We start from the raw sequence: 21,414 nt of genomic DNA on the forward strand, positions 1-21,414 counted from the left end.
CGTCGGCCTGCGGAAAAGCCGTCGGCCAGGCGGCTCGGAGGCGTCGCGCCCGGTCCCGGGAGCGCGTCGTGATCGCCGGTCTCGTCGCCGTCGTCGCCCTGTGCATGACGGCCAACGCGCTACGGCTGCGCGCCCGATTGCGCGGCCTTCGTCCACTCCCGCCCTGCCCCTCGGGCACCGGTGCCGGAGAGGAGACGGACTTCGTGCTGCTCGCCGCGGCGGGCGTCGAGGTGGCGCCCGAGGTCGTGCGGGACGCCGAGCGGTACGCCGGGGAGCACGGGCTCGGGCTGGTCGATCTGCTGCCGCGCGACCTGTCCGTCGACGGGGCGCTCGACCTGGCCCGTCATCTGGACTTCCGCGCCTACCGCGCCGACCCCTTCGGGATGGGGCGCGGAGCCTGCCACGCCGTCCTCGCCTCGCGGCAGGCGGTGCGGGACGCCGGGATCGCGACGGGCACGGACCTGGACCCCGACGAGCTCGGCGCGGCCACGGCCCGGCTCAAGCTCTGCACCGGTGGCGCCGACATCGTCGTGGCCGCCGTGCGCGGCGGGGACCGGACCGCCTTCCGCCGGGCGCGGCTTCGCGCGCTCGCGCTGGTGATCCCGCAGACCCTCGCCCTGCCGCAGACCCTGTTCGCCGCCGCGGGCGGGTACCTGCTGGTCGTCGCCGGGCTGCTCCTCGCGCCGGTGCCCGGCCTCGCCCTCGCGCTCTGGTACTGCGCGCTGCCCGCCCTGGCCTTCGCGGGCACCCCCGTCCGGCCGCGCGACCTGGCGCGGGTGTGCGCGACCCGGCTGCTGCACACGCCCCGGTCGATCGTCCGGACGCTCACCGCGCCAAGGACGCGCTGGGAGCGCGGCCTCATCGCCGCCCGGGAGGAGGCGAGGCCCCGGTACCGGGCCGAGATCGACCGCGGCGTCGCCCGCTTCCTCGGGCCGCGCGCCGACCGCTGCCCCTGGTGCGGCGGCACGCCGCGCCGGCACGTCGTCGCCCGGGACCTGCTCCAGGGCAAGCCCGGAAGGTTCCGCCTCGACCGCTGCGCGGACTGCGGCCACGTCTTCCAGAACCCGCAGGTCACCCCCGAAGGGCTGGCGTTCTACTACAGGGACGTCTATGACGGGCTCGGCGATGTCCTCGCCGAGCGGATCCTCAGCTCCACCACCCCGTGGTACCTCGCCCGCGCCGCCATGGTCGCCCGGCACACGCGGCCGCGATCGTGGCTCGACATAGGCACCGGAAAAGCGCACTTCTGCCGGGTCGCGCGGACCGTCCTGCCCGGCACCCGCTTCGACGGCCTGGATTTCGGCGCCGCCGTCGAGGAGGGCGGCCGCCGCGGCTGGATCGACCGCGCCTACCGGGGCGAGTTCCTCGCGCTGGCCCCCGACCTCGCCGGCGCCTACGACGTCGTCAGCATGCACCACTACCTGGAGCACACCACCGACCCGCTCGGCGAGCTCGACGCCGTCGCGAAGATCCTGCCGCCGGGCGGCCACCTGCTGATCGAGCTGCCCGACCCCGAGTCGCGGTTCGCCCGGATCCTGCGCGGCGCCTGGGTGCCGTGGCTCGCGCCGCAGCACCTCCACCTGATCCCGATCGGCAACCTGCGCACGGCCCTGGCCCAGCGCGGGCTCGAGGTGCTCGACGAGGAACGCCGGGAGGCCGACCAGGGACCGGACTTCACCACCTCGGCCGCCGCCCTGGCCAACCGGATCGGCCTGGACGTCCACCGGCCATGGACGCGCCGGGCCCCGGGCCGTCGAGAGTACGCCCGCGCCCTCGCCGTGACCGTCCTCGCCGGACCGCTCATGGCCCTCGCCGTCCTCTTGGACGTGCTGACCCTCCCGCTCGCCCGGCGCGACAGCAACGCCTACCGGGTCCTGGCAAGGAAGAACCTCGGATGAAACGCCTCCTGGCCGTAGCCGTGCTCCTCGCCGCGCTCCTCCCCGTCCCGGCCGCGGCCGCCGAGGCCACCGAGCGGTGGCTCGGCCCGCGGACCGTCGACCTGACGTGGTACTCGCCGAACATCGGAGAGGAGGTCGTCGCGCGGGTGCTCCTGCCGCGCCGCTGGACCCGCGACGCCGCGCGGACCTGGCCCGTCGTCTACGCCTACCAGGGCGGACGCGACGACTACACGTCCTGGACCCGGGAGACCGACCTCGAAGAGCTCGCCGAGCCCTGGGACGTCATCGTCGTCACCCCGACCGGCGGCGGCAACGGCAGCTACACCGACTGGTGGAACGACGGCGCGGGCGGCACCCCGCGCTGGGAGACCTTCCACACCGAGGAGCTCCCGCGCCTGATGCGCGGCTACCGGGCGGGATCCGGCCGCGCCGCCGTCGGCATCTCCTCCGGCGGCTTCGGCGCGATGTCCTACGCCGCGCGCCACCCCGGCCTGTTCCGCTACGCGGCGTCCTTCTCCGGCCCCACCCACCCCACCCTGGGCGGCGCCCCGGCGATCCTGCTCACCGTCAACCTGCTGGGCTTCGGCCCGGACGCCTTCCGCGTCTTCGGCCTGCCCGGCCGGGACGCCGCCAACTGGCGAGCCCACGACCCCTACCTCCAGGCGGCCGCCCTGCGGGGCACCGGCCTGTACGTCGCCAGCGGCACCACGGGCCTGAACGGCCCCTACACGCCCGACGGCGCCCAGTGGCGGCCCACCCAGGTCAGCGAGGTCCTCATCGGCCGGATGAACCGGGCTTTCGTCGAACGTCTGGACGGCCTCGGCATCCCCGTCACGTCCCACATCTACGGCGACGGCTGGCACGCCTGGCCCGAATGGGTCCCCGAGCTCCACGCCGCCTGGCCCCTGATGATGCGGGCCCTCTCCGTGCCCCGCCCGGACTCGCCGTAGCCGCCGCCGGGGCCGTCGGACCCAAGGGGTCCGACGGCCCTGTGCGGCGGTCAGAGGCTGCGGGCGGTGATGTCGCCCTGGGTGGTGGTGGCGTGGATGTCGAGGGTGGTGGTGCCGTCGTTCTTGAGGGTGTTGGTGATGCGGCCGTGGGAGGTGCCGGCGTCGAGGGAGGCCGAGACGCCTGGGGCGGTGGTGATGGTGATGTCGCCGGCCTGGGTGGTGAGGGCGACCTTGCCGGTGGTGGCTTCGGTGATGGTGATGTTCCCGCGCTGGGTGGTGAGGTCGGCGGGGCCGGTGAGGCGGCCGATCTCGATGTGGCCGTCGGTGGCGGTGAGGGTGATGCGGGTGGCTTCGTCGATCTTGATGTGGTGGTAGGCGCCGTCGAAGGCGATGTCGCCGAGCCGGCCGACGGCCCGGAGTTCGGTGGCGGCGGCCTTGCCTTCGGCGCTGGAGCCGGCGGGCAGCTGGACGGTCACCTCGATGGATCCGGGGGCGCCCAGGAGCTGGTTCTTGGCGGCCGGGCCCTCGATCCGCAGGACGCCGTCGGTGTAGGCGACGGTGGTCTGCTCGGCGGCCTTGACGTCACGGGTCTTGGTGGCGTCGGCGGGCAGGACCTCGACCACGGTGTCGGTGCGGTCGGCGGCGATCAGGCGGACTCGCCCGGCGGGGACGTTCAGGACGGCGGTGATCGGGGCGGGGGTGGCGAACTTCTGCATCGTGCTCTCCTGTGCTCTCGTGTCGGTCGTTGTTTCCGACATCGCAAAAGCTACGTTGCGTTCAGGGAACTGGCAACAAGCTTGTTGCGCAAGAATCGAATCACTGCAGGTGGAAGCGTGAATATTGTTGCAATCGATCTGCGGGCTAACGCAACAACAAAAGGCGTCGCGTTGCAATGGTCCGGGTGTGAACGCTATGCTGAGGACCTCGAGAAGACATGAAGGAGGCCGTGATGCCGGGAGGCAGGCTCACCCAGCAGGAACGCCAGCAGATCGCGCTCGGGCTGGCCGACGGCCTCGCCTACGCGGAGATCGCCAGGCGCGTCGACCGTCCGACGTCGACGATCACGCGTGAGGTGATGCGCAACGGCGGCCCCACCGCCTACCGCGCCGACCTGGCCCACCGCGCCACCGAGCGCCGCACCCACCGGAGCAGGCAGGCCGCGCCCAAGGGGCGGGAGGAGGTCCCGCAGGCCCATGGCCGCGACGCCGCGGCGGTGGCCGAGTTCGAGGAGACGCTCATCACGGTCTTCATGGCCTCCGGCCTGCCCAAGATGATGGCCCGGGTGATGGTCTGCCTCTACACCACCGACTCGGGCAGTCTCACCTCGGCCGAACTCGTCAAGCGCCTCCAGGTCAGCCCGGCGTCCATCTCCAAGGCGATCACCTTCCTCGAGGGGCAGGGCCTCGCCCGCCGGGAACGCGACGAGCGCCGTCGCGAGCGTTATGTCATCGACGAGGACGTCTGGTACCAGGCGACGGTCGCCAGCTCCCGGTCGCTCGCCCAGGTCGTCGAGACCTCGCGGCAGGGCGTCGGGGTCCTCGGCCCCGGCACCCCGGCCGCCACCCGGCTGGAGAACATCGCCCGCTTCCTCGACTTCGTCATCGAGAGCATCAACCGCTCCGCGGAGCAGGCCCGCTCGGTCCTGCACGTGAAAGCCGAACCGGCCCCGGACAAGACCGGAGAGCCCTAGATCGGCACGCCACCAGCGGGTTACCCGCTCGACGGCACGGGCGGCCCTCCCGAGGTGCTGCGCGGCGAATGTGACCGTTGACACACTGTCGTGGGGGCTGTTTTCATTGCGCGACGGTGGCACCCCCCACCCGTGAGGGAAGTGAAGACGGCTGTGGACGATTCCCCCCTGATCGCGATCGGGCTTCCCATCGCGCTCGCCATCATCATGTTCGGGCTCGGGCTCTCGTTGACCGTGCGGGATTTCCGGCGGGTGGCGGCGTCGCCGCGGGCCGTGGTGGTGGCGCTCGGGTTGCAGGTCCTCGTGCTGCCGGTGATCGCGTTCGGGCTGGTGACGGCGTTCGATCTCGATCCGCTGCTCGCGGTGGGGGTCATGCTGCTCGCGGCATCGCCGGGCGGGACGACGGCGAGCCTGTTCAGCCATCTGTTCCGCGGGGACGTGGCACTGAACATCACGCTCACGGCGGTCAACTCGGTGCTGGCGGCGGCGACCATTCCGCTGATCACCAACTTCGCGATCGGCCATTTCGGGGCCGAGGGCGAACTGGGCCTCCAGTTCGGCAAGGTCCTCCAGGTCATCGCGATCGTGCTCGTGCCGGTCGTGCTGGGCATGGTCGTGCGGAGCCGGGCCGCGTCGTTCGCCGAACGGGCCGACAAGCCGGTGCGCGTGTTCTCGATCGTGGTACTCGTGGTGGTCGCGGTCGGCGCGCTGCTCGGCGAGCGCGAGAACATCGGCGACTACGTGCGGGACGTCGGTGCCGTCACCGGGTTGTTCTGCCTGCTCAGCCTCACGCTCGGCTACTTCGGCGCGCGCGTCATGCGGCTGAGCGAGGGCCAGTCGATCGCCAGCTCCATGGAGGTCGGCGTGCACAACACCACGGTCGCGCTGACCATCGCGCTGAGCGTGCTGGACAACACCGAGGTCGCCGTCCCCAGCGCCGTCTACTCCATCATGATGTACGTGCTGGCGACGGCCTTCGGCGTGCTGATCACCCGCACCCACGCCAAGGCCGCCACCCCACCGGCCCTCACCTGACCGAACGCCTCAGCGCGGCTTCCCCCTCTGCGACCTCCGCCCCCGGATGACCGCGGCGTAGGTCCCACGGGCACGGCGGGCGCGTTGGACTCGGTGCCACGAACCGTCAAAGAGAAGCAAGTCCGGGGGATCTTGTTCTCTCCGGAATACCCCCTGGGGGTATGGTGCTGAGGTGTGCACGATCACTCGGCACGAGGATGGAGAAGTCAGATGGAGCACCACGGCCACGACCACGGCGCGGGAGCGGCGGACCACGCGGGCGGGCGGCACGGCGCGTCGTGGGGGACCGCGGCGAAGGCCACCCTGCACTGCCTGACGGGCTGCCTCATCGGTGAAGTCCTCGGCATGGCCATCGGCACGGCCCTGGGCTGGGGCAACGCGCCGACCATGGTCCTGGCGATCGCGCTGGCGTTCGTGTTCGGCTACTCGTTCACCCTGTTCGCGGTCCGGCGCGCCGGACTGAGCTTCGCCAGCGCCGTCAAGGTCGCGCTCGCCGCGGACACGGTCTCCATCACGGTGATGGAGCTCATCGACAACGGCTTCATCCTCCTGGTGCCCGGCGCCATGGACGCGCACCTGTCCGACGCCCTGTTCTGGTCCACCCTTCTGGGCGGCTTCGTCATCGCCTTCGTCCTCACCACCCCCGTCAACAAGTGGATGATCGGCCGAGGCAAGGGACACGCCGTCGTCCACGCCCACCACTGACCGCCGCACCCCCGCCGCCCTCGGCCCGGCATCACGACCGGTCCGAGGGCGGCCACCGGCACCGCGTCCACCCGCGGAGCGGTGGTCCGCCCCGGCGCGTACCGCTGAACGCGCCGCCCTCGCATGCGCTGCTGAGGGCTTCGGCCCCTGACGTCCGGGCTGCCGCGTGCGCCGCTGGGCGGTCCGGTGCTTTGTGGGCGAGGCCGGGGTGGGTGTGGGTGCTTTAGGTGAGATGTCGGGAACGTCTGCGGTGGGGGGCCGGGATCCCTACGATGCGCGGCATGGAGTCGATGGGTGGACCGGGTGGCGGTGGCGGTCGGTGGGAAGCGGAGCTGGCCGGGGTTTTCGCGGGCTTTCTGGGCAGGCCGCTGGCGGAGTTCGACGGTGACGCCGTCCATGCGGCCTTCTTCGGTGGGAACTTCGTTTCAGAGGTCGGGTACCTGCGGGACGACGCCTGGGTGAAGCCGGCGGCGCTGCGCGGTGCGGAGCCCGTCGTTTGGGATTACGAGATCTTCGATGAGGGCGGGCCGCTGCTGGAGTTCGACGCGAGCCGGTCGGTCTACGAGTTCGTCGGCAAGGGGCTGCCCGAGGTGTTCGCGGCGGACCTCGCGGCGGCGTGCTTCGAGCCGGGGCTCGCGCGCGGCGCCGACGTCGCGCCGCTGCTGGACGGGCACGGGATCGACCTCCGCGCGCCCGGACTGCGGGATTCTTGGTACGTCTGCCACCCGCGGCTCGTCTCGGACGGCACGCTCTTCGACGCGATGCGCGTCGCGCTGCGCCTGGGCCGAGGCCCGGACGGCATGCTGCTGCCGCCGCTCGAGGACACCGAGCCCGACGAGGAATGGGCCGGCCTGCTCGCCGGAATCGATGATCCGGCACTCGCCGCGCACGTGTCCCACTTCTGCGCCGACGGCGACCTCGGCCTGATGTGTCTGGGCGCCGACGCCGTCATCGGCTCCCTGCTGACGGACCGGGGCAGTACGGTCCTCGCCCACTGGGAGGAGGGCCAGGACCAGATCGAGCTCACCGTCGTCCGCCTCGGCCCCCTCCTCGGCGGCCGCCCCTGACGCTCACGTTCGAACCGCAGCGGCGTCGCCCTCCCGCAGGACCTCGACGGGGTGGGCGACGGCCGTGCGAAGTTCGCCGAATCCGGGAGGTGAACCTGGGCCTGTCTGGACCCCCGCGGTGACGCGGTGGGATGCGTGGCGCGCTGATCTCACTTCTTCGTGTGATGCCGGGTGCATGCCCCTGATGCGAACATCCTGGTCATGAGGGTGCGGGCCGACCGCGGGGAAGCGGGGGCCCGCCGCGGCGGGCCCGCACCCTGGCGCGGGGGAGGGCCCGGCGGGATGAGGTCAGGGGGGTGTGGGGTGGCGTTGGAGGAGGATCGCGGCCATGCCGAACTCGAAGCGGTCGGGGAAGGAGGTGGCGTCGAGGTGGGGGAGGACGCGGGTCAGGGCCGGGTGGTCGGTGGGGTGGACGGCGGAGACGAGGCGGGATCCGCCGGGTGGCGGGGCGGCTTGTTCCTCCTGGGTGAGGCCGAGGGTGAAGTAGAGGAGGGTCCAGGCGGTCCAGGCGGCGGCCCGGTCGGGGAGACCGGAGTCCAGCAGGGCTGAGACCAGCGCATCGGCGAAGCGGAGGGTGCGGGGGTCGGCAGGGTAGGTGCCGACGACCAGGGCGGCGCCGTCGCGGTGGGTGAGGAGGGCGGCGCGGAACCGGCGGACAAGGGTCCGGGCGCGGTCATGCGGGGTGTCGGGCAGCGCGTCGAGGGAGACCTCGCCGGTGACGGCGTCGGCCATGAGTTCCAGCAGCCGGGTCTTGGTCTTGACGTGCCACAGGACGGTGTTCATCCGCACCCCGAGCCGGTCGGCGACGGCCCTGGTCGAGAGGCCCTCCAGGCCCCGGTCCTCCAGGACTTCCAGGGCGGACCGGACGACGGCCTCGGTGTCGAGCCTTCCGGTCTCCGCTTGCTTCTTGGTCACTGACCTAGTGTACGGTATGGCCATTCATTGGTCAGTGACCAAGAGTTGCGAGCTGGAAGGACACGTCATGAGTGATCAGGTGGTGGTCGTCGGGGGAGGACCCGTCGGGCTGTGGCTCGCCGCCGAGCTGGAGCTGGGCGGGGTGCGCGCGGTCGTGGTCGAGGAGCGCGCCGAGCGGGACGAGCGTTCGCGCGCGCTCACCGTCCACCCGCGCACCCTGGAGGTCCTGGCCTCCCGCGGCGCGCACGGGCCGTTCGTCGCCGAAGGCGTGCCGCTGCCCGGCGGGCACTTCGGCGTGCTGGAGGGCAGGCTCGACTTCCGCGGGCTGGACAGCCCCTTCCCCTACACGCTCGCGCTGCCCCAGGCCCGGACCGAGGAACTCCTGGAGGCGCACGCCCGTGCCGTCGGGGCCCGTGTTCTGCGCGGCCACCGCGTCACCGGGCTCACCGAGCACCCCGGCTCGGTCACCGTCCACGTCGACGGGCCGGAAGGCGCACTCGACCTCGAGGCCGCCTACGTCGTCGGCTGCGACGGCGCGCGCAGCACCGTCCGCCAGGCGGCGGGCATCGAGTACCGGGGCACGCCCTCCACCGTCCTCGGCTGGCTCGGCGACGTGGTCCTGGACCGGCCGCCCGCACCCGGATACAGCCACTTCGGCGGCCGCGGCACCCTCATGGCCGTGCCGATGCCCGGCGGCCTGCACCGCCTCGTCGGCATTACCCCCGACGACGTCACCACCGCCTGGCCCGGCGACCTCACCCTTGACGAGCTGCGCGCGAAGACCGTCTCCCTGGCCGGGGACGACTTCGGCATGCGCGATCCCGTCTGGCTGTCGCGGTACGGCAACGCGACCAGGCTGGCCGAGACCTACCGCAAGGGCCGGGTCCTCCTCGCCGGGGACGCCGCCCACCAGCACTTCCCGGCCGGAGGAGTCGGGATGAACGTGGGCATCCAGGACGCGGCGAACCTCGGGTGGAAGCTCGCTGCGACCCTGCGCGGGGCACCGGAAGGGCTCCTGGACACCTACCACGTCGAACGCCACCCCGTCGGCGCCGCCCTCACCGAGGGCAGCCGCGCCCAGGTCGCGCTCATGACGGCCTTCACCCCCGAGGGCCTCAGCCTGCGCGCCCTGCTCAGCGGGATGATCACCGGCCTGCCCGCGGTGAACGACCAGCTCGCCGCAAGGGTAAGCGCGCTGGACGTCGCCTACCCCCCGGCCGACCCGGACGCGCACCCGCTCACCGGCACCCGGGCCCCGGACACCGCCGTCCCCGGCACCGGCCTGTTCGCGCTGCTGCGCGCCGACGCCCACCTCCTCCTCGATCTGACGGGTGAGTCCGCCGCCGATCTCGACCGCCTCCGCACCCCCCGCCTGGCCGTCCACAGCGCCGCCCCCGACCGCGCACCCGCCTCCTGGGCGGGCGTAGAAGCCGCCCTCATCCGCCCCGACGGCCACGTCGACTGGGCCACCGACCACGCATCACCGGCCCGCCTGGCCGTCGCCGCCGACGCCCTGAACCTCTCCCTCCACTGACCGGGAGGACCACGGCCCGCCATCCCTTCGTTCCGCACGGCCCGTTCGCCGAGGCCATCACCTCGAACCGGCTCCCGCTGAGCCGGGTCGGCCGACGTCCAGGAATCGCACATTCGACCGAAAGGAAGTCCCATGACCATCGAGCGTGCCGACCCGCCCGGCCTGGCCTCCGCGCCCGGCCTGATCAGCCAGGTCGTCACCGTCACCGACCGGAAGCTGGTGCATCTGTCGGGACAGGTCGCCTGGGACGAGCGCGGCGCCCTCGTCGCGCCCGGCGACCACGTCGGACAGGCCGCCCGGATCGCCCGGAACGTCGACACCGCGCTGGCCGCCGTCGGAGCCACCCGCGCCGACATCGTCAAGGAGACCGTCTACGTCGTAGACCACACCCCCGAACTGCTCCAGCCGATCCTCGCCGCGCTCCGCGACGGAACCCAACCCCCGCCCGCCAGCACCTTCCTCGGCGTCACCGCCCTGTTCGCCCCCGGCTTCCTCATCGAAGTCGACATCATCGCCGCGATCTCCCGCTGACCCCACCGAGCGGGCGGTACCCCTCCCGCCCGCTCCCCGCACGCCGTCCCGGCGCCGCCTAGGCGTCGTGGCTCCCGACGTCTCCGTCGGCCGCCCGCTCCTCCAAGTCCTGAGCCGGGACGATCTCGCCGTCCCCGAGCCTGCCGTGCAGGAGCGGGACCGGGGCCCGCACCGGGATCTCGTCGGTGTCGCGAGCCGTGCAGGATCTGCGGGCGTTCCGTTGGGCGACCGGCGGGACCGCCCGGTCGGCGTGTGCGCGGTCGCAGGTCATCGCGAATCCGCTGGGAGAGCCCGCGTTCGCTCAGGACGATCGGGGGCGCGGGCACAGGCCATCGGGAACCCGGTGCGGGCGGATGGGGAGCGGGAGTGCTCGGCGGGGTCGGAGGGGCTCAGGGGCGGAGGCCGTTGAGGAGGGTGAGGATCGCGTGTTCGGCTTCGGTGCGGGCGGATTCGGGGTCGGGGGAGCCGGCGATGAGGAGGCCCGCTTCGCCGAGGGCGGCGAGGATCAGGTGGGCGAGGGAGTGGACGGGGAGGTCGGCGCGGAGGGCGCCCGCGGCGACGCCGGCCTCCACACCGGCGGTCACCAGGCCCAGGGCGTACTTCTCGTCGATGTCGCGCCACTCGCGCCAGCCGAGGACGGCGGGCGCCTCGATGAGGCCGATTCTGGCCTTGTCCTGCTCCAGGCAGACCAGCAGGAAGGTGCGCAGTCCCGCCTCCAGGGCGGCGAGGGGATCGGCGGGATCGGCTTCGGCGAGCGCGAGGGTCACCCGCTCGATCAGCTCCTGCTGGATCTGCTCGTGCACGGCGCGGAACAGTTCCTTCTTGTCCTTGAAGTGGTGGTACATCGCGCCGCGGGAGCTGCCCGCGCGGTCGACGATCTCCGTGGTGCCGACCGCCGCGTACCCGTGCTCGGCGAAGAGCGCGCGCGCTGCGGCGACCAGGTTCGCCCGGGTCGCCTCGGACTTCTCGGCCTGCCTGCTCATCGGTGGATCCCGTCACTGAACACAGGCCGCCCTATAAAACAGGCAGCCTGTTTGTTATCGTCTCGGCCATAGGTATTCTCGCCGACCCACGGGAGCGACCATGCGCGACATGACCACCGAAGCGCGAGCCTGGTGGCGTGACCCCGCCCTCGGCGCCCGCCGGGAGCTCACCCTGCCGACGGGCACCGTGGCGGTGTCCGAGACCGGATCGGGGGAGCCGATCGTGTTCGTCCACGGCCTGCTGGTCAACGCCAACCTCTGGCGGCTCGTGGTGCCGGGGCTCGCCGACCGGTTCCGCTGCCTCACCCTCGACCTGCCGTTCGGCGCGCACGCCGGGTCCGTCCCGGACGCCGACCTCACCCCGCCCGGTCTGGCCGCCCTGGTCGTCGCCGCCCTCGAGGCGCTCGACCGCGGACCGGTGACCCTGGTGGGCAACGACACCGGGGGCGCGGTCTGCCAGCTCGTCGCCGTCAGCCGTCCCGACCTGGTGGCCCGGCTGGTCCTCACCTCGTGCGACGCCTACGACAACTTCCCGCCGAAGGCGTTCGGCTATCTCAAGCCCGTCGCGGCGGTCCCCGGCGGGCTCGCGGCGTTGCTCACCGCGCTGCGGCTGCCCGCCCTGCGCAGGCTGCCGATCGCCTTCGGGCGGCTGAGCAGGCGGACCGTGCCGCGGAAGGTGAGCGACACCTATGTCCTGCCCGCCTGCGTCGGCCGCGACGTCCGCGCCGACCTGCGCCGGGTGCTGCGCGGCGTGGACCGGCGGCACACGCTGGAGGCGGCTCGCCGCTTCGGCGGATTCACCCGGCCTGTGCTCATCGCCTGGTCGGCGGACGACGTCTTCTTCCCCGCCGGGCACGCGGAACGCCTGGCGGCCGACTTCCCCGACGCGACGCTCACGTGGATCCCCGGCGCGCGCACCTTCTCGGCCGAGGACGCCCCCGAAGCGCTCGCCGCGTCGATCGCCGCGTTCGTCGGCGATAACCCCGTCGTCGATAACCCCGTCGTCGAGACGCCGGCGCGATGACCGGCCGGGAGCCGCCCGCGGCGCCGGGCGTCGAGCACCGGTTCGTCGACGTCGGTGGCCTGCGGACCCATGTGGCGCTCGCGGGCATCGGCGATCCGCTGGTCCTGCTGCACGGCTGGCCGCAGAACTGGTGGCAGTGGCGGCACCTCATCGGTCCGCTCGCCGAGCACCACCGGGTGATCTGTCCGGATCTGCGCGGTCTGGGGTGGACCGACGCGCCGCGCGACGGCTACCGGGCCTCGGTGATGGCCGACGATGTGATGGGCCTGCTCGATCGTCTCGGCGTGCACCGCTTCGGCCTGATCGGACACGACTGGGGAGGGCTGGCCGGGTACCTGATCGCGCTCCGGCATCCCGACCGCGTCACCGGCTACCTCGCGCTCAACACCGCCAACCCGTTCCTGCGCCCCACGCCGCGCGTGCTCCTGTCCGGCGCCCGGCTCTGGCACGTCGTCGCGAACGCCCTTCCGTGGCTCGGCCCGCGCCTGGCGGCGTCGGCGATCCCGAGGTGGGCGCTGCGGCACTGGACCTACCGCGCCGCCGCCATGACCCCCGCGGACCGCGAGGTCTTCCTCGCCCGGTTCCGGGAACCGGCACGCGTAGACGCCACGGTCCGCTACTACCGGAACCTCCTGGTACGGGAGATCCCCCTGCTCCTGGCAGGCCGGTACCGCGGGTCCCGGCTGACCGTGCCCACCCTCGTCCTGTCCGGCGACCGGGATCCGCTCCTGCCGCCGGCGATGATGTCGGGATTCGCCGGGCAGGCGGACGACCTGCGCGTGGAGCTGATCGAACACGTCGGCCACTTCCCCGCCACCGAGGCCCCCGCCCGCGTCACCGAACGCGCGCTGTCCTTCTTCGGCGCCGCGGCTGCCTCGGGACGGACGGGGCGCCCCGGTCGGTGAGCCCGACGGCTCCGCCCCGGCATCGCGGTGCAGGGGCGGAGCCCGAGGAGGTGGTGCGGACGGGAACGCTTTGCGTACTCTCGGGCTGGGGTGGGGGTCGAGGGGAGCCCGTTTCGGCGACGAACGAAACGAGCGGAACCGAGGCCGCTCGCCTGAACCGCGCTCGCCCGGCGTCGGCCCGGCGGGACCTAGCAGAAGGAACGTCGCCTTGACCGAGCAGCCCGGCTACGCCGTCACCGATCCCGCCACCGGAGAGGTGGTCGCGACCTACCCGACCGCCACGGACGCCGACGTCGAGCGGGCGCTCGCCGCGGCGCAGGGGGCCGTCGCGTGGGGGAGGCGCGGCACCGTCGCCGAGCGGGCGGCGCTGCTGCGGCGGGTCGCCGCGCTGCACACGGAGCGCCGCGCCGACCTCGCCGCGACGATCACGCGGGAGATGGGCAAGCCGCTGGAGGACGCCGAAGGCGAGATCGACTTCTGCGTCGACATCTACACCTTCTACGCCGACAACGCGGAGAGCCTCCTCGCGGACGAGCCGATCAAGGTCGGCGAGGGGAGCGCGGTCGTCCGGCGGCGTCCGGTGGGCGTGCTGCTCGGCATCATGCCGTGGAACTTCCCGGCCTACCAGGTGGCCAGGTTCGCCGCGCCCAACCTCGTGGCGGGCAACACGATCGTGCTCAAGCACGCGCCGCAGTGCCCGGCCTCGGCCGCCGCGCTGGAGCAGATCTTCCACGACGCGGGTTTCCCCGAGGGCGCCTACGTCAACATCTACGCCACCAACGAGCAGATCGCCGGCATGATCGCCGACCCGCGCGTGCAGGGCGTCTCGCTGACCGGCTCCGAGCGGGCCGGCGCGGCGGTCGCGGAGATCGCCGGACGCCACCTGAAGAAGGTGGTCCTCGAACTCGGCGGCTCCGACCCGTTCATCGTCCTGTCCAGCGCGGACCTCGACGACACGGTCGACAAGGCGGTCTCGGCACGGCTGGACAACACCGGCCAGTCCTGCAACGCCGCCAAGCGGTTCATCGTCGTCGAGGACCTCTACGACGAGTTCGTCACCAAGTTCACCGAACGGCTCCTCGCCAGTTCGCCCGCCGCGCCCCTGTCGTCCCAGGCCGCCGCCGACACCCTCGCCCGCCAGGTCGACGCGGCCGTGGCCGAGGGCGCGGTCCACCACACCGCGGGAGAGCGGCAGGGCGCCTACTTCCCTGCCGGAGTCCTCACCGGCCTCACCACCGACCACGCCGTGGCCCACCAGGAACTCTTCGGCCCCGTCGCCATGGTCTTCCGCGCCGCCGACGAGGCCGAAGCCGTCGACATCGCGAACGACACCCCGTACGGCCTGGGCTCCTACCTGTTCACCACCGACCCCGACCAGGCCCGCCGCGTCGCCGACCACATCGACGCGGGCATGGTCTTCGTCAACGGCGTCGGCGCGGAAAGCGCAGAGCTCCCCTTCGGCGGCGTCAAGCGCTCCGGCTTCGGCCGTGAACTGGGCAACTCGGGCATCGAGGAGTTCCTCAACAAGAAGCTCATCCGCACCGTCAAGCCCTGACCGCACCGGATCCCGTCCGCCCGCGGACGCGGCGTCCCCCGCGCGGACGGGTCCTCCGGGCAGAGCCGGGCGTAGACCGTCTTCGTCTCCATGTACGCCTCGATCCCGTCGCGGCCGAACCCGCGGCCCCAGCCGGACTGCTTGTAGCCGCCGAAGGGGAGGGCGTGGTCGTGGACGAGCCGGCAGTTCAGCGTGATGGTGTCCTCCTGGTAGAGCCGCACGGCGGGATCGACGTTGGTGAGATCCGCAGACGCAGCCCTGGCCGGAGTGCACGAAGACGCCCATCGCCTCGGTGCGGAGCCGGTCGAGGAGAAGGGCCACAGCACCTTGGCGCGCTCGCGGCCCGGCAGACCGCTCCATACGCCTGACTCGAAGGACGCCCGCGCCCTGGCCACCGCCTCGTTGACGGCCTCGGCACCGCCGTCGGTGAACTCGGTGATCTGTTCCTCGGTCGCGGGGTCGATGACCGGAATCACCGCACCGCTCCCCGGCCGCTTCTCAATGTCGTTCAACACCGACTGCACGCTCATGCCCGGCCTCCGCTGTGCCCACCGGTCCCGAGCGCCTCGGTAGTGGCGTAGGGCGATATAGAGGATCAGGTTCTCGCTCGGCGGACACTCCGACATCGGCCATGGTGGCGATCAAGGGCCCGGCTCGTGCATCGCAGAAGCGATGATGATCGGATTATCATCATTGATTCTGCTAAGTATTTGTCGCTCTGTCCCTTGCTTCTGCGGAGGGTCGATCTAGGGTGGGGGAGGGAAGGCCGTAGGGGTGGCCGTGTCTCGTGGAGGTGCGGGATGGCGACGGGGATCGAGACGGCGGAGGCCGTCGCGGAGGTCGTCTGCCTCGGAGGTGAGGTCTCGGCGCCGCGCGGCCTGACGATGGCGGATCTGCGGTCGCTGCCGCAGCATGAGCGGGAGGTGTCCTTCCTCTGCCGCAAGACGGGGCTGCGGCGGCACTCGTTCCGCGGGCCGCTGCTGCTGGAGGTCGTGTCGCTGGCCGGGCCGCTGTTCGTGCCGGGAGAGCGCAAGAGCCGGCTGCGGTTCCTCATCTCGCTGCGCGGCGGTGACGGGCACCGGGTGGTGCTGTCGTGGGCGGAGATCGATCCGGAGTTCGCCAATCAGCCGGTGCTGCTCGGCGTCGCGCGGGACGGGGTCGCCCTGGATGAGGAGGGACCGCAGCTCGCGATGCCCGCTGACGTCTACGGCGCTCGCAACCTGAGCGGGGTCACCGATCTGCGGGTCTTCTCGGATCCGACGGGCTGACCGCTCAGCCGCGCAGCGGGAGCAGGGGCACCATGGCGCCGGTCTCGGCGCCGGGCGGGATCGCGGCAAGGGCGTCGCAGAGCGCCGCGCCGTTGAGGAACGCGGGGCGGTCGCCGCCGAGCGGGCGCACGCCGGGGCCGTCCCAGGCGACGGGGACGATGCGGGTGCGGCCCGCGGGCACCGGCACGGGGGCGAGCAGCGACGCGTAGGGGAGCGCGCCGAGCGGGCGGCCGGAGAGCCCGGCGAGGAGCGGGCCGAGGATCGTGTGCGCGGCGGCCGGCGCGGCGAAGGGGTTGCCGGGCAGGCCGACGACGTAGGGGCCGCCGGGCGGCCGGGCGAGCAGCTGGGGGTGGCCGGGTCGGCAGGCGACGGCGTCGACGATCCAGTGCGCGTCGCGTTCGGCGAGCAGCCGCCGGAGCCCGTCGGTGGCGCCGACCGAGGTCGATCCGGTGACCACGACGACGTCGCGGACCCGGCCCGCCGAAGGCGGCCCGTGGTGCACGAGCTCGTCGCCGGTGACGACCGCCCGGACCGTCGGCGCCCGGTGGACCAGCAGGTCGTCGTACCCGCAGGACGCGGCCAGGCCCAGGACGGCCGGGGCCGCCGGAGTGCCCGCGGGAGCGAGGCTCCGCCCTGCGGGGGCGTCCTCCCCGGCCCGTCGGATGTGCTTGCCGTCGGGAAGGGCGGGACCGGTCAGCCTGTCATCGGCCAAGGCGGCCACCTCTCACCGCTCCTCGGCCCAGGTGAGCACGACGAACGGAACGGCGCTCGACGGATGCCACACCCGATCCCGGGTAATGCGGTACCCGGCCTCGACGCCGTCGGCACCGCCCGGATCCGCCACGGCGACGATCCCCACGTCCTGGTCCACCCGAACCAGCGCCCCGTGGAACGGCCCGCCATGGCAGATCGCGTTGACCGCGCTCATGACTCAGGACCACACCTTCGCGACAGGCGACCGGGCAGCCCTCGACCATAGCCAACCAGCATCTACTACTCATATTTGGCCTAGTTCATCTCAAATGCAAGCCTAGATGTGCCAATAAACTTGTAGATGCGATGACTCACGGCGGGTCTGGAAAACCAGTTGGAGTCCGCTCCGGTGAGGGCGCTATCGTGGTCCGGCGCCCACGGCCGGGTGATGAGCGTGTGCGGCGCACCGGGTCGTCGAGGCATGCCCGACGCCCGTGACCTCCCAGAAGTCGAGATCCGCTTGAGTGCTCCGCCCCGGCCCGCCCCCGAACTACGACCTCCGTCCGCGGTGACTACGGGCGGCGCACCGTGAGCGCCGAAGGCGCGCTGATCCGCCAGGTGCTGACGCGACGGGCCAGGTCCGCGGCGATCGGCGGGGTGGCGACGATCGTGCACCAGACGTGCGAGGCCCTGGTGCCGGTCGCCATCGGCCTCGCCATCGACACCGCGGTGTCCGGCGGGGATCCCGAGCGCATGCTCTACGCGGTCATCGGCGTCCTCGTGCTGTTCTGCTTCCTGGCCACCGGCGGCGCGGTCGGTTACTGGACGGTCGACGCGGCGTCCCTGCGCGAGGCGCACCACCTGCGGGTGGAGACCGTCCGGCGGATCCTCGGCGACGCGCGCGGAGATCGAAGCCGCAGGGCGGGCGACATCCTTTCCGCGGCGACGTCCGACGCGACGGCGACCGGCGAGGTCGTCCGGATCGTCACCTGGATCGTGTCGGCCGGGGCCGGGCTCGTCGTGTCCGCCGTCGTGCTGCTGCGGATCGACCTGGTGCTCGGGCTCGGGCTGATCCTCGTGCTGCCCGTGCTCGTCCTCGGCCTCGACCGGCTCGCCCCCTGGCTGGAGAGCAGGGTCCACGGCCGTCAGGAGGCGGGCGGCCGGGCCGCCGCGGTCGCCGCCGAGCTCGTCCGGGCGCTGCGGCCGCTGCGCGGTTTCGGCGGCGTGCCGGAGGCGATCCGCCGCTACCGGGGCGAGAACCGCGCCTCGCTCGCCGCGGCGCGCGACGCCGCCTCGGCCCACGCGGTCGTCGTCGGATCGGGGCTGCTGGCCACCGGGATCGTGCTCGTGGGCGCGGCGGGGATCGGTGTCGCCTTCGCCGCCTCCGGCCGGATCTCCCTCGGGGAACTCGTGGTGGTCGTCGCGATGGCGTCCTTCCTCGCCGACCCGGTCCGCGGCGTCTCCGAGGCGATCAAGCAGCTCGCGGTCTCGCGGGCGAGCGCCCGGCGGCTCGCCGCGCTGTGGGCCGAGTTCGACGTGCCGTCCGCGCGCCCGGGGGAGGCGGCGCAGGGACGGCTGAGCCTGCGCGGCGTCGTCGCGGCGCCGGTCCACGGCCTCGATCTGGAGGTCGGGCCCGGTGAGCTGATCGGCGTCGCCGCGGCCACCCCGGAGACGGCGGCCGCGCTCGTCGGCCTGCTCGACGGCACGCGGTCGCCCGAGTCCGGCAGCGTGACCTGGGGCGGGACCCCGCTGGCGGAGCTCGGGCCCGACGAGCGAAGACTCGTCCTGCACGTCGAACCGCACGCCGTCCACCTGCTCGGCGGCACCCTCGGCGAGGCGCTGGACACCGCGCTGGAGCCGGCGTCGGCCGCGCGGAAGATCGCAGCGCTCACCACCGCGGGCGCGGCGGACATCCTCACCGCGACCGGCCTGGACGCCCCGCTCCAGGACCACGGCACGAACCTCTCCGGCGGCCAGCGCCAGCGCCTCGCGCTGGCCCGCGCGCTGCTCGCGGCCCCGGCCGTCCTGGTGCTGCACGACCCCCTCACCGCGGTCGACGCGGTGACCGAGGACCTCGTCGCCGAGGCCCTGCGCGAGCTGCACTCCGGCGCGGCGCGCGCCTCCGTCGTCGTCACCGCCTCGCCGCCCCTGCTGAGCCGCTGCGACCGCGTCGTCTTCCTCGACGCCGACGGCCGCGCGCGGACCGGCACCCACGCCGCGCTCCTGACCAGGCCGGACTACGCCAAGGTGGTCATCCGATGACGGTCCCCGCTCCCCGGGTCGCCGACCTTCCGGAGAACAAGGACATCCTGCCCGTCGCGGCTCCCGGCCAGACCTGGCGCGTGCTGCTGCGCACCGCGCTCCGGCATCGCGGCGAGGCCGCGGCGGCGCTGGGCTTCACGGTACTGTCCAGCGCCGGGGTCGTCACGAGCCCGCTGCTGCTGGGCCTGCTCGTCGACCGCGCGGGCGCCGGGACCGCGGCCCTGGTCCGGCTCCTCGCCGCGCTCGGCGTCGCCGTCCTGTGCACCGCGGTGTTCACCGCGCTCGCCCAGCGCGCCGCCGAAAGGCTGGGGGCCCGGATCGCGGCCGACCTGCGCGAGGACACCCTGACGCAGGCGCTCCGGATGGACGCCGGGGTGCTGGAGAAGGCAGGGGCCGGCGACGTGGCGTCGCGGGTCACCGACGACGTCGAGCAGTTCGTGGAGTCCGTGCCGCTGGGCGCCGCGGTCTTCACCGCCCTGGTGACGGTCGGGGTCGCGTTCTTCGGCTTCCTGTCCCTGGACTGGCGGCTCGCCCTGGCGTTCACCGTGGTCTTCCCGATCCACGCGTTGAGCCTCCGGTGGTACCTGGCGAAGTCGGGGCCGCTGTACGCGGCCGAGCGGCGGTCGTCGGCGGAGCGGTCGCGGGTGCTGCTCGGTTCGCTGCACGGGGCGGGCACCGTCCGCGCCTACCGGATGCACCCGCTTCAGACCGCGCGGGTGGCACAGGCGTCGGCGCACTCGGTGGACGCCGCGCTCACCTCGCTCCGGCTGTTCTTCCGGTTCAGCATGGGCATGAACGGAGCCGAGGCGGTCGGGCTGAGCACGCTGCTGACCGCCGGGTTCTTCCTCGTGCGGGCCGACGCCGTCAGCGTCGGCGACGTGACGGCCGCGGCCCTGCTGTTCCACCGGCTGTTCTCCCCGCTGGGCACGCTGCTGCTGTCCTTCGACGACGTCCAGCGGGCCGGGGCGGCGCTGGCCCGGGTCGTCGGCGTGGCGATGATCCCGATTCCGGCCGCGAAGGTCGCGCGCGCGCCGGGCGCGGCCGTCACCTTGTCGTGCGCGGGCGTGGGCCACGCCTACGACGGGCGGACGTCGGTCGTCCGGGCCGTCGATCTGCGCGTCCCGGCCGGGACGTCGCTGGCCATCGTCGGCGCCAGCGGCGCGGGCAAGACCACCCTGGCCGGGATCCTCGGCGGGGCCTTCCCCGCGACGGAGGGCACCGTGACGCTCACCGACGCCGAAGGCGACGTCGCGGTCTCGGACCTCGACCCGGACCGGCTGCGCGACTGGATCGGCATCGTCTCCCAGGAGACCCACGTCTTCACCGGGACGCTGCGCGAGGACGTCACGTTCGCCGCGCCGGACCGGTCGGACGAGGCGATCCTCCAGGCGCTCACCGCGGTAGGCGCGGCAGGCTGGGTCGGCACGCTGCCCGACGGGCTCGACACCCGTGTCGGCGAGGGCGAGCACCCGCTCACCGCGGCCCAGGTGCAGCAGCTCGCGCTGGCCCGGCTCCTGCTGCGCGACCCCGCCGTGGTCGTGCTCGACGAGGCGACCGCGGAGGCCGGCAGCTCCGGCGCGCGCGACCTGGAACGCGCCGCCGCCGCGCTCGTCCGCGGCCGCACCGCCGTGGTCGTGGCGCACCGCCTGACCCAGGCCCGCGACTGCGACGCCATCGTCGTCATGGACCGGGGCGCGATCGTCGAGTCCGGCACCCACGCCGACCTCCTCACCCGCGAAGGCCGCTACGCCGCCCTCTGGTCCGCGTGGTCCGGTGCGCCGGAGGTCGCCGGAGGCTGACACCCCGGGGCGGTGGTGCTTCGGCTCCCCTCACGTGGTGAAGGCGCTGTCCCTCGGCCGGTGGACGCGGGCCGCCAGGACCACGGCGAGCAGCAGCGCGGGATCGGCCGCACCCGTGTGGTCGAGCGTCAGCGTCCGGCTGAGCGGGGGGTGCCGCGCGGTGGCGAGCCGACGCTCCCCCGCGGTGATCTGGAAGCGGACGCCGAAGGCGCTCGCGGCGACGGTCCACGTGCCGTGCGGGCCGACGTCCGCGGTGAAGGTCTGGCCGGACAGCGTCGGCGGGCGCGGGGTGAGCTCGCCGATCCGCGCGCCCGCGCGGTGGACGAGGATGCCCTGGCCGGGCTCGGCCTGCCCGACGGTCAGGGCCTCTCCCGTGCTGAGCCGGAGCTCGGCCCGGCCGGGACCGGAACCGACGACGCGGCCGAGTTCACTCCCGTCCTGACCGTCGACGCAGCGCATGACCATCCTTCGTTGGGTGGGGAACCGCACGGTGGCCGCACGGATCCGAGACCGCGCCGCACGGCCCCACGATATCCCGCATCTACCCGATGATCCACGCTGTTGGGCTGGCATATGCCAGGTTATCTACGGCATTCGGTC

21 protein-coding genes and 1 pseudogene are annotated in these 21,414 nt (G+C 73.2%); 14 read left to right on the plus strand and 8 right to left on the minus strand.

Annotation, left to right across the window (positions count from 1 at the left end; genetic code table 11):
- Nucleotides 1-68 precede the first annotated feature (68 nt).
- Entirely contained in the window at nt 69-1,898 is a 1,830-nt protein-coding gene (locus tag EDD29_RS17935) for a class I SAM-dependent methyltransferase (RefSeq protein ID WP_123665509.1), read from the plus strand.
- On the plus strand, nt 1,895-2,848 hold the full coding sequence (locus EDD29_RS17940) for an alpha/beta hydrolase (protein ID WP_123665510.1): 954 nt from the start codon (nt 1,895-1,897) through the stop codon (nt 2,846-2,848). The genes EDD29_RS17935 and EDD29_RS17940 overlap by 4 nt, the downstream gene beginning before the upstream one ends.
- A 50-nt stretch (nt 2,849-2,898) precedes the next feature.
- On the opposite strand, the gene EDD29_RS17945 is transcribed toward EDD29_RS17940, so the two are convergent.
- Nucleotides 2,899-3,564 carry a DUF4097 family beta strand repeat-containing protein gene (locus EDD29_RS17945; RefSeq protein WP_123665511.1) on the minus strand — a complete coding sequence of 222 codons (666 nt, stop codon included), beginning with the start codon at nt 3,562-3,564 and terminating at the stop codon, nt 2,899-2,901.
- A 233-nt stretch (nt 3,565-3,797) separates the two neighbouring features.
- Here EDD29_RS17945 and EDD29_RS17950 point away from each other — a divergent pair, with 233 nt between their 5' ends.
- From EDD29_RS17950 to EDD29_RS17965, 4 genes are all read left to right on the plus strand, one after another.
- Nucleotides 3,798-4,538, plus strand: coding sequence for a helix-turn-helix domain-containing protein (locus EDD29_RS17950; RefSeq protein ID WP_123670545.1), 741 nt, complete (start codon nt 3,798-3,800; stop codon nt 4,536-4,538).
- 153 nt (nt 4,539-4,691) lie between these two features.
- Nucleotides 4,692-5,573, plus strand: a complete 882-nt coding sequence (locus EDD29_RS17955; RefSeq protein WP_123665512.1) for a bile acid:sodium symporter family protein — start codon at nt 4,692-4,694, stop codon at nt 5,571-5,573.
- Nucleotides 5,574-5,783: 210 nt separating this feature from the next.
- On the plus strand, nt 5,784-6,278 hold the full coding sequence (locus EDD29_RS17960; RefSeq protein WP_123665513.1) for a DUF4396 domain-containing protein: 495 nt from the start codon (nt 5,784-5,786) through the stop codon (nt 6,276-6,278).
- 281 nt (nt 6,279-6,559) lie between these two features.
- The gene (locus EDD29_RS17965; protein WP_148085997.1) at nt 6,560-7,345 is read left to right on the plus strand and encodes a hypothetical protein; all 786 of its coding nucleotides are present in this window, start codon (nt 6,560-6,562) and stop codon (nt 7,343-7,345) included.
- A 288-nt stretch (nt 7,346-7,633) separates the two neighbouring features.
- On the opposite strand, the gene EDD29_RS17970 is transcribed toward EDD29_RS17965, so the two are convergent.
- Nucleotides 7,634-8,260, minus strand: a complete 627-nt coding sequence (locus EDD29_RS17970) for a TetR/AcrR family transcriptional regulator C-terminal domain-containing protein (RefSeq protein ID WP_170201452.1) — start codon at nt 8,258-8,260, stop codon at nt 7,634-7,636.
- Nucleotides 8,261-8,327: 67 nt separating this feature from the next.
- On the opposite strand from EDD29_RS17970, the gene EDD29_RS17975 reads away from it, so the two are divergent.
- Together EDD29_RS17975 and EDD29_RS17980 are read left to right on the plus strand one after the other, a co-directional pair.
- Entirely contained in the window at nt 8,328-9,794 is a 1,467-nt protein-coding gene (locus EDD29_RS17975) for an FAD-dependent monooxygenase (protein ID WP_123665516.1), read from the plus strand.
- Nucleotides 9,795-9,926: 132 nt separating this feature from the next.
- A complete protein-coding gene (locus tag EDD29_RS17980) occupies nt 9,927-10,325 on the plus strand; it encodes a RidA family protein (protein WP_123665517.1) in 399 nt (132 codons plus the stop codon).
- A 58-nt stretch (nt 10,326-10,383) separates the two neighbouring features.
- Here EDD29_RS17980 and EDD29_RS17985 read toward each other — a convergent pair whose 3' ends face one another.
- Both EDD29_RS17985 and EDD29_RS17990 read right to left on the minus strand, forming a co-directional pair.
- Nucleotides 10,384-10,596 (minus strand): hypothetical protein, encoded by a 213-nt coding sequence (locus EDD29_RS17985; protein WP_123665518.1) that lies wholly within the window; start codon nt 10,594-10,596, stop codon nt 10,384-10,386.
- A 118-nt stretch (nt 10,597-10,714) separates the two neighbouring features.
- On the minus strand, nt 10,715-11,308 hold the full coding sequence (locus EDD29_RS17990; RefSeq protein ID WP_123665519.1) for a TetR/AcrR family transcriptional regulator: 594 nt from the start codon (nt 11,306-11,308) through the stop codon (nt 10,715-10,717).
- A gap of 109 nt (nt 11,309-11,417) precedes the next feature.
- On the opposite strand from EDD29_RS17990, the gene EDD29_RS17995 reads away from it, so the two are divergent.
- The 3 genes from EDD29_RS17995 (at nt 11,418) to EDD29_RS46960 (ending at nt 14,792) form a co-directional block, all read left to right on the plus strand.
- Complete coding sequence (locus EDD29_RS17995) at nt 11,418-12,332, plus strand: alpha/beta fold hydrolase (RefSeq protein ID WP_123670546.1); 915 nt, start codon at nt 11,418-11,420, stop codon at nt 12,330-12,332.
- Nucleotides 12,329-13,237 (plus strand): alpha/beta fold hydrolase, encoded by a 909-nt coding sequence (locus EDD29_RS18000; RefSeq protein WP_123665520.1) that lies wholly within the window; start codon nt 12,329-12,331, stop codon nt 13,235-13,237. The genes EDD29_RS17995 and EDD29_RS18000 overlap by 4 nt, the downstream gene beginning before the upstream one ends.
- Nucleotides 13,238-13,445: 208 nt before the next feature.
- A complete protein-coding gene (locus EDD29_RS46960; protein WP_123665521.1) occupies nt 13,446-14,792 on the plus strand; it encodes an NAD-dependent succinate-semialdehyde dehydrogenase in 1,347 nt (448 codons plus the stop codon).
- Nucleotides 14,793-14,878: 86 nt separating this feature from the next.
- On the opposite strand, the pseudogene EDD29_RS48110 reads toward EDD29_RS46960, so the two are convergent.
- Nucleotides 14,879-15,418: pseudogene (locus EDD29_RS48110) on the minus strand (aldehyde dehydrogenase family protein); the annotation flags it as partial.
- Between the two features lie 174 nt (nt 15,419-15,592).
- Between EDD29_RS48110 and EDD29_RS18015 the strand changes: the two are divergent.
- Nucleotides 15,593-16,060, plus strand: a complete 468-nt coding sequence (locus EDD29_RS18015; RefSeq protein ID WP_123665522.1) for a hypothetical protein — start codon at nt 15,593-15,595, stop codon at nt 16,058-16,060.
- Nucleotides 16,061-16,064: 4 nt separating this feature from the next.
- On the opposite strand, the gene EDD29_RS18020 is transcribed toward EDD29_RS18015, so the two are convergent.
- Both EDD29_RS18020 and EDD29_RS18025 read right to left on the minus strand, forming a co-directional pair.
- On the minus strand, nt 16,065-16,772 hold the full coding sequence (locus EDD29_RS18020; RefSeq protein WP_148085998.1) for a molybdopterin-binding protein: 708 nt from the start codon (nt 16,770-16,772) through the stop codon (nt 16,065-16,067).
- Between the two features lie 12 nt (nt 16,773-16,784).
- The gene (locus EDD29_RS18025; protein WP_123665524.1) at nt 16,785-16,988 is read right to left on the minus strand and encodes a hypothetical protein; all 204 of its coding nucleotides are present in this window, start codon (nt 16,986-16,988) and stop codon (nt 16,785-16,787) included.
- A gap of 353 nt (nt 16,989-17,341) precedes the next feature.
- Between EDD29_RS18025 and EDD29_RS18030 the strand changes: the two genes are divergently transcribed.
- Entirely contained in the window at nt 17,342-19,015 is a 1,674-nt protein-coding gene (locus tag EDD29_RS18030) for an ABC transporter transmembrane domain-containing protein (protein ID WP_123665525.1), read from the plus strand.
- Nucleotides 19,012-20,814, plus strand: a complete 1,803-nt coding sequence (locus EDD29_RS18035) for an ABC transporter ATP-binding protein (protein WP_123665526.1) — start codon at nt 19,012-19,014, stop codon at nt 20,812-20,814. Before EDD29_RS18030 ends, EDD29_RS18035 begins: the two co-directional genes overlap by 4 nt.
- Nucleotides 20,815-20,844: 30 nt before the next feature.
- Here the strand turns inward: EDD29_RS18035 and EDD29_RS18040 are convergent, their stop codons facing one another.
- Entirely contained in the window at nt 20,845-21,273 is a 429-nt protein-coding gene (locus EDD29_RS18040; protein ID WP_148085999.1) for a hypothetical protein, read from the minus strand.
- Nucleotides 21,274-21,414: the final 141 nt, after the last annotated feature.

The organism is Actinocorallia herbida, from assembly GCF_003751225.1.
In the GTDB taxonomy this organism is placed as follows: domain Bacteria; phylum Actinomycetota; class Actinomycetes; order Streptosporangiales; family Streptosporangiaceae; genus Actinocorallia; species Actinocorallia herbida.

Coding starts and splice junctions, on each gene's coding strand:
- EDD29_RS17940 (WP_123665510.1), top strand. CDS start 1,895: ATGAAACGCCTCCTGGCCGTAGCCGTGCTCCTCGCCGCGCTCCTCCCC.
- EDD29_RS17945 (WP_123665511.1), bottom strand. CDS start 3,564: ATGCAGAAGTTCGCCACCCCCGCCCCGATCACCGCCGTCCTGAACGTC.
- EDD29_RS17950 (WP_123670545.1), top strand. CDS start 3,798: ATGCCGGGAGGCAGGCTCACCCAGCAGGAACGCCAGCAGATCGCGCTC.
- EDD29_RS17960 (WP_123665513.1), top strand. CDS start 5,784: ATGGAGCACCACGGCCACGACCACGGCGCGGGAGCGGCGGACCACGCG.
- EDD29_RS17965 (WP_148085997.1), top strand. CDS start 6,560: ATGGAGTCGATGGGTGGACCGGGTGGCGGTGGCGGTCGGTGGGAAGCG.
- EDD29_RS17975 (WP_123665516.1), top strand. CDS start 8,328: ATGAGTGATCAGGTGGTGGTCGTCGGGGGAGGACCCGTCGGGCTGTGG.
- EDD29_RS17980 (WP_123665517.1), top strand. CDS start 9,927: ATGACCATCGAGCGTGCCGACCCGCCCGGCCTGGCCTCCGCGCCCGGC.
- EDD29_RS17985 (WP_123665518.1), bottom strand. CDS start 10,596: ATGACCTGCGACCGCGCACACGCCGACCGGGCGGTCCCGCCGGTCGCC.
- EDD29_RS17990 (WP_123665519.1), bottom strand. CDS start 11,308: ATGAGCAGGCAGGCCGAGAAGTCCGAGGCGACCCGGGCGAACCTGGTC.
- EDD29_RS17995 (WP_123670546.1), top strand. CDS start 11,418: ATGACCACCGAAGCGCGAGCCTGGTGGCGTGACCCCGCCCTCGGCGCC.
- EDD29_RS18000 (WP_123665520.1), top strand. CDS start 12,329: ATGACCGGCCGGGAGCCGCCCGCGGCGCCGGGCGTCGAGCACCGGTTC.
- EDD29_RS18015 (WP_123665522.1), top strand. CDS start 15,593: ATGGCGACGGGGATCGAGACGGCGGAGGCCGTCGCGGAGGTCGTCTGC.
- EDD29_RS18025 (WP_123665524.1), bottom strand. CDS start 16,988: ATGAGCGCGGTCAACGCGATCTGCCATGGCGGGCCGTTCCACGGGGCG.
- EDD29_RS18035 (WP_123665526.1), top strand. CDS start 19,012: ATGACGGTCCCCGCTCCCCGGGTCGCCGACCTTCCGGAGAACAAGGAC.
- EDD29_RS18040 (WP_148085999.1), bottom strand. CDS start 21,273: ATGCGCTGCGTCGACGGTCAGGACGGGAGTGAACTCGGCCGCGTCGTC.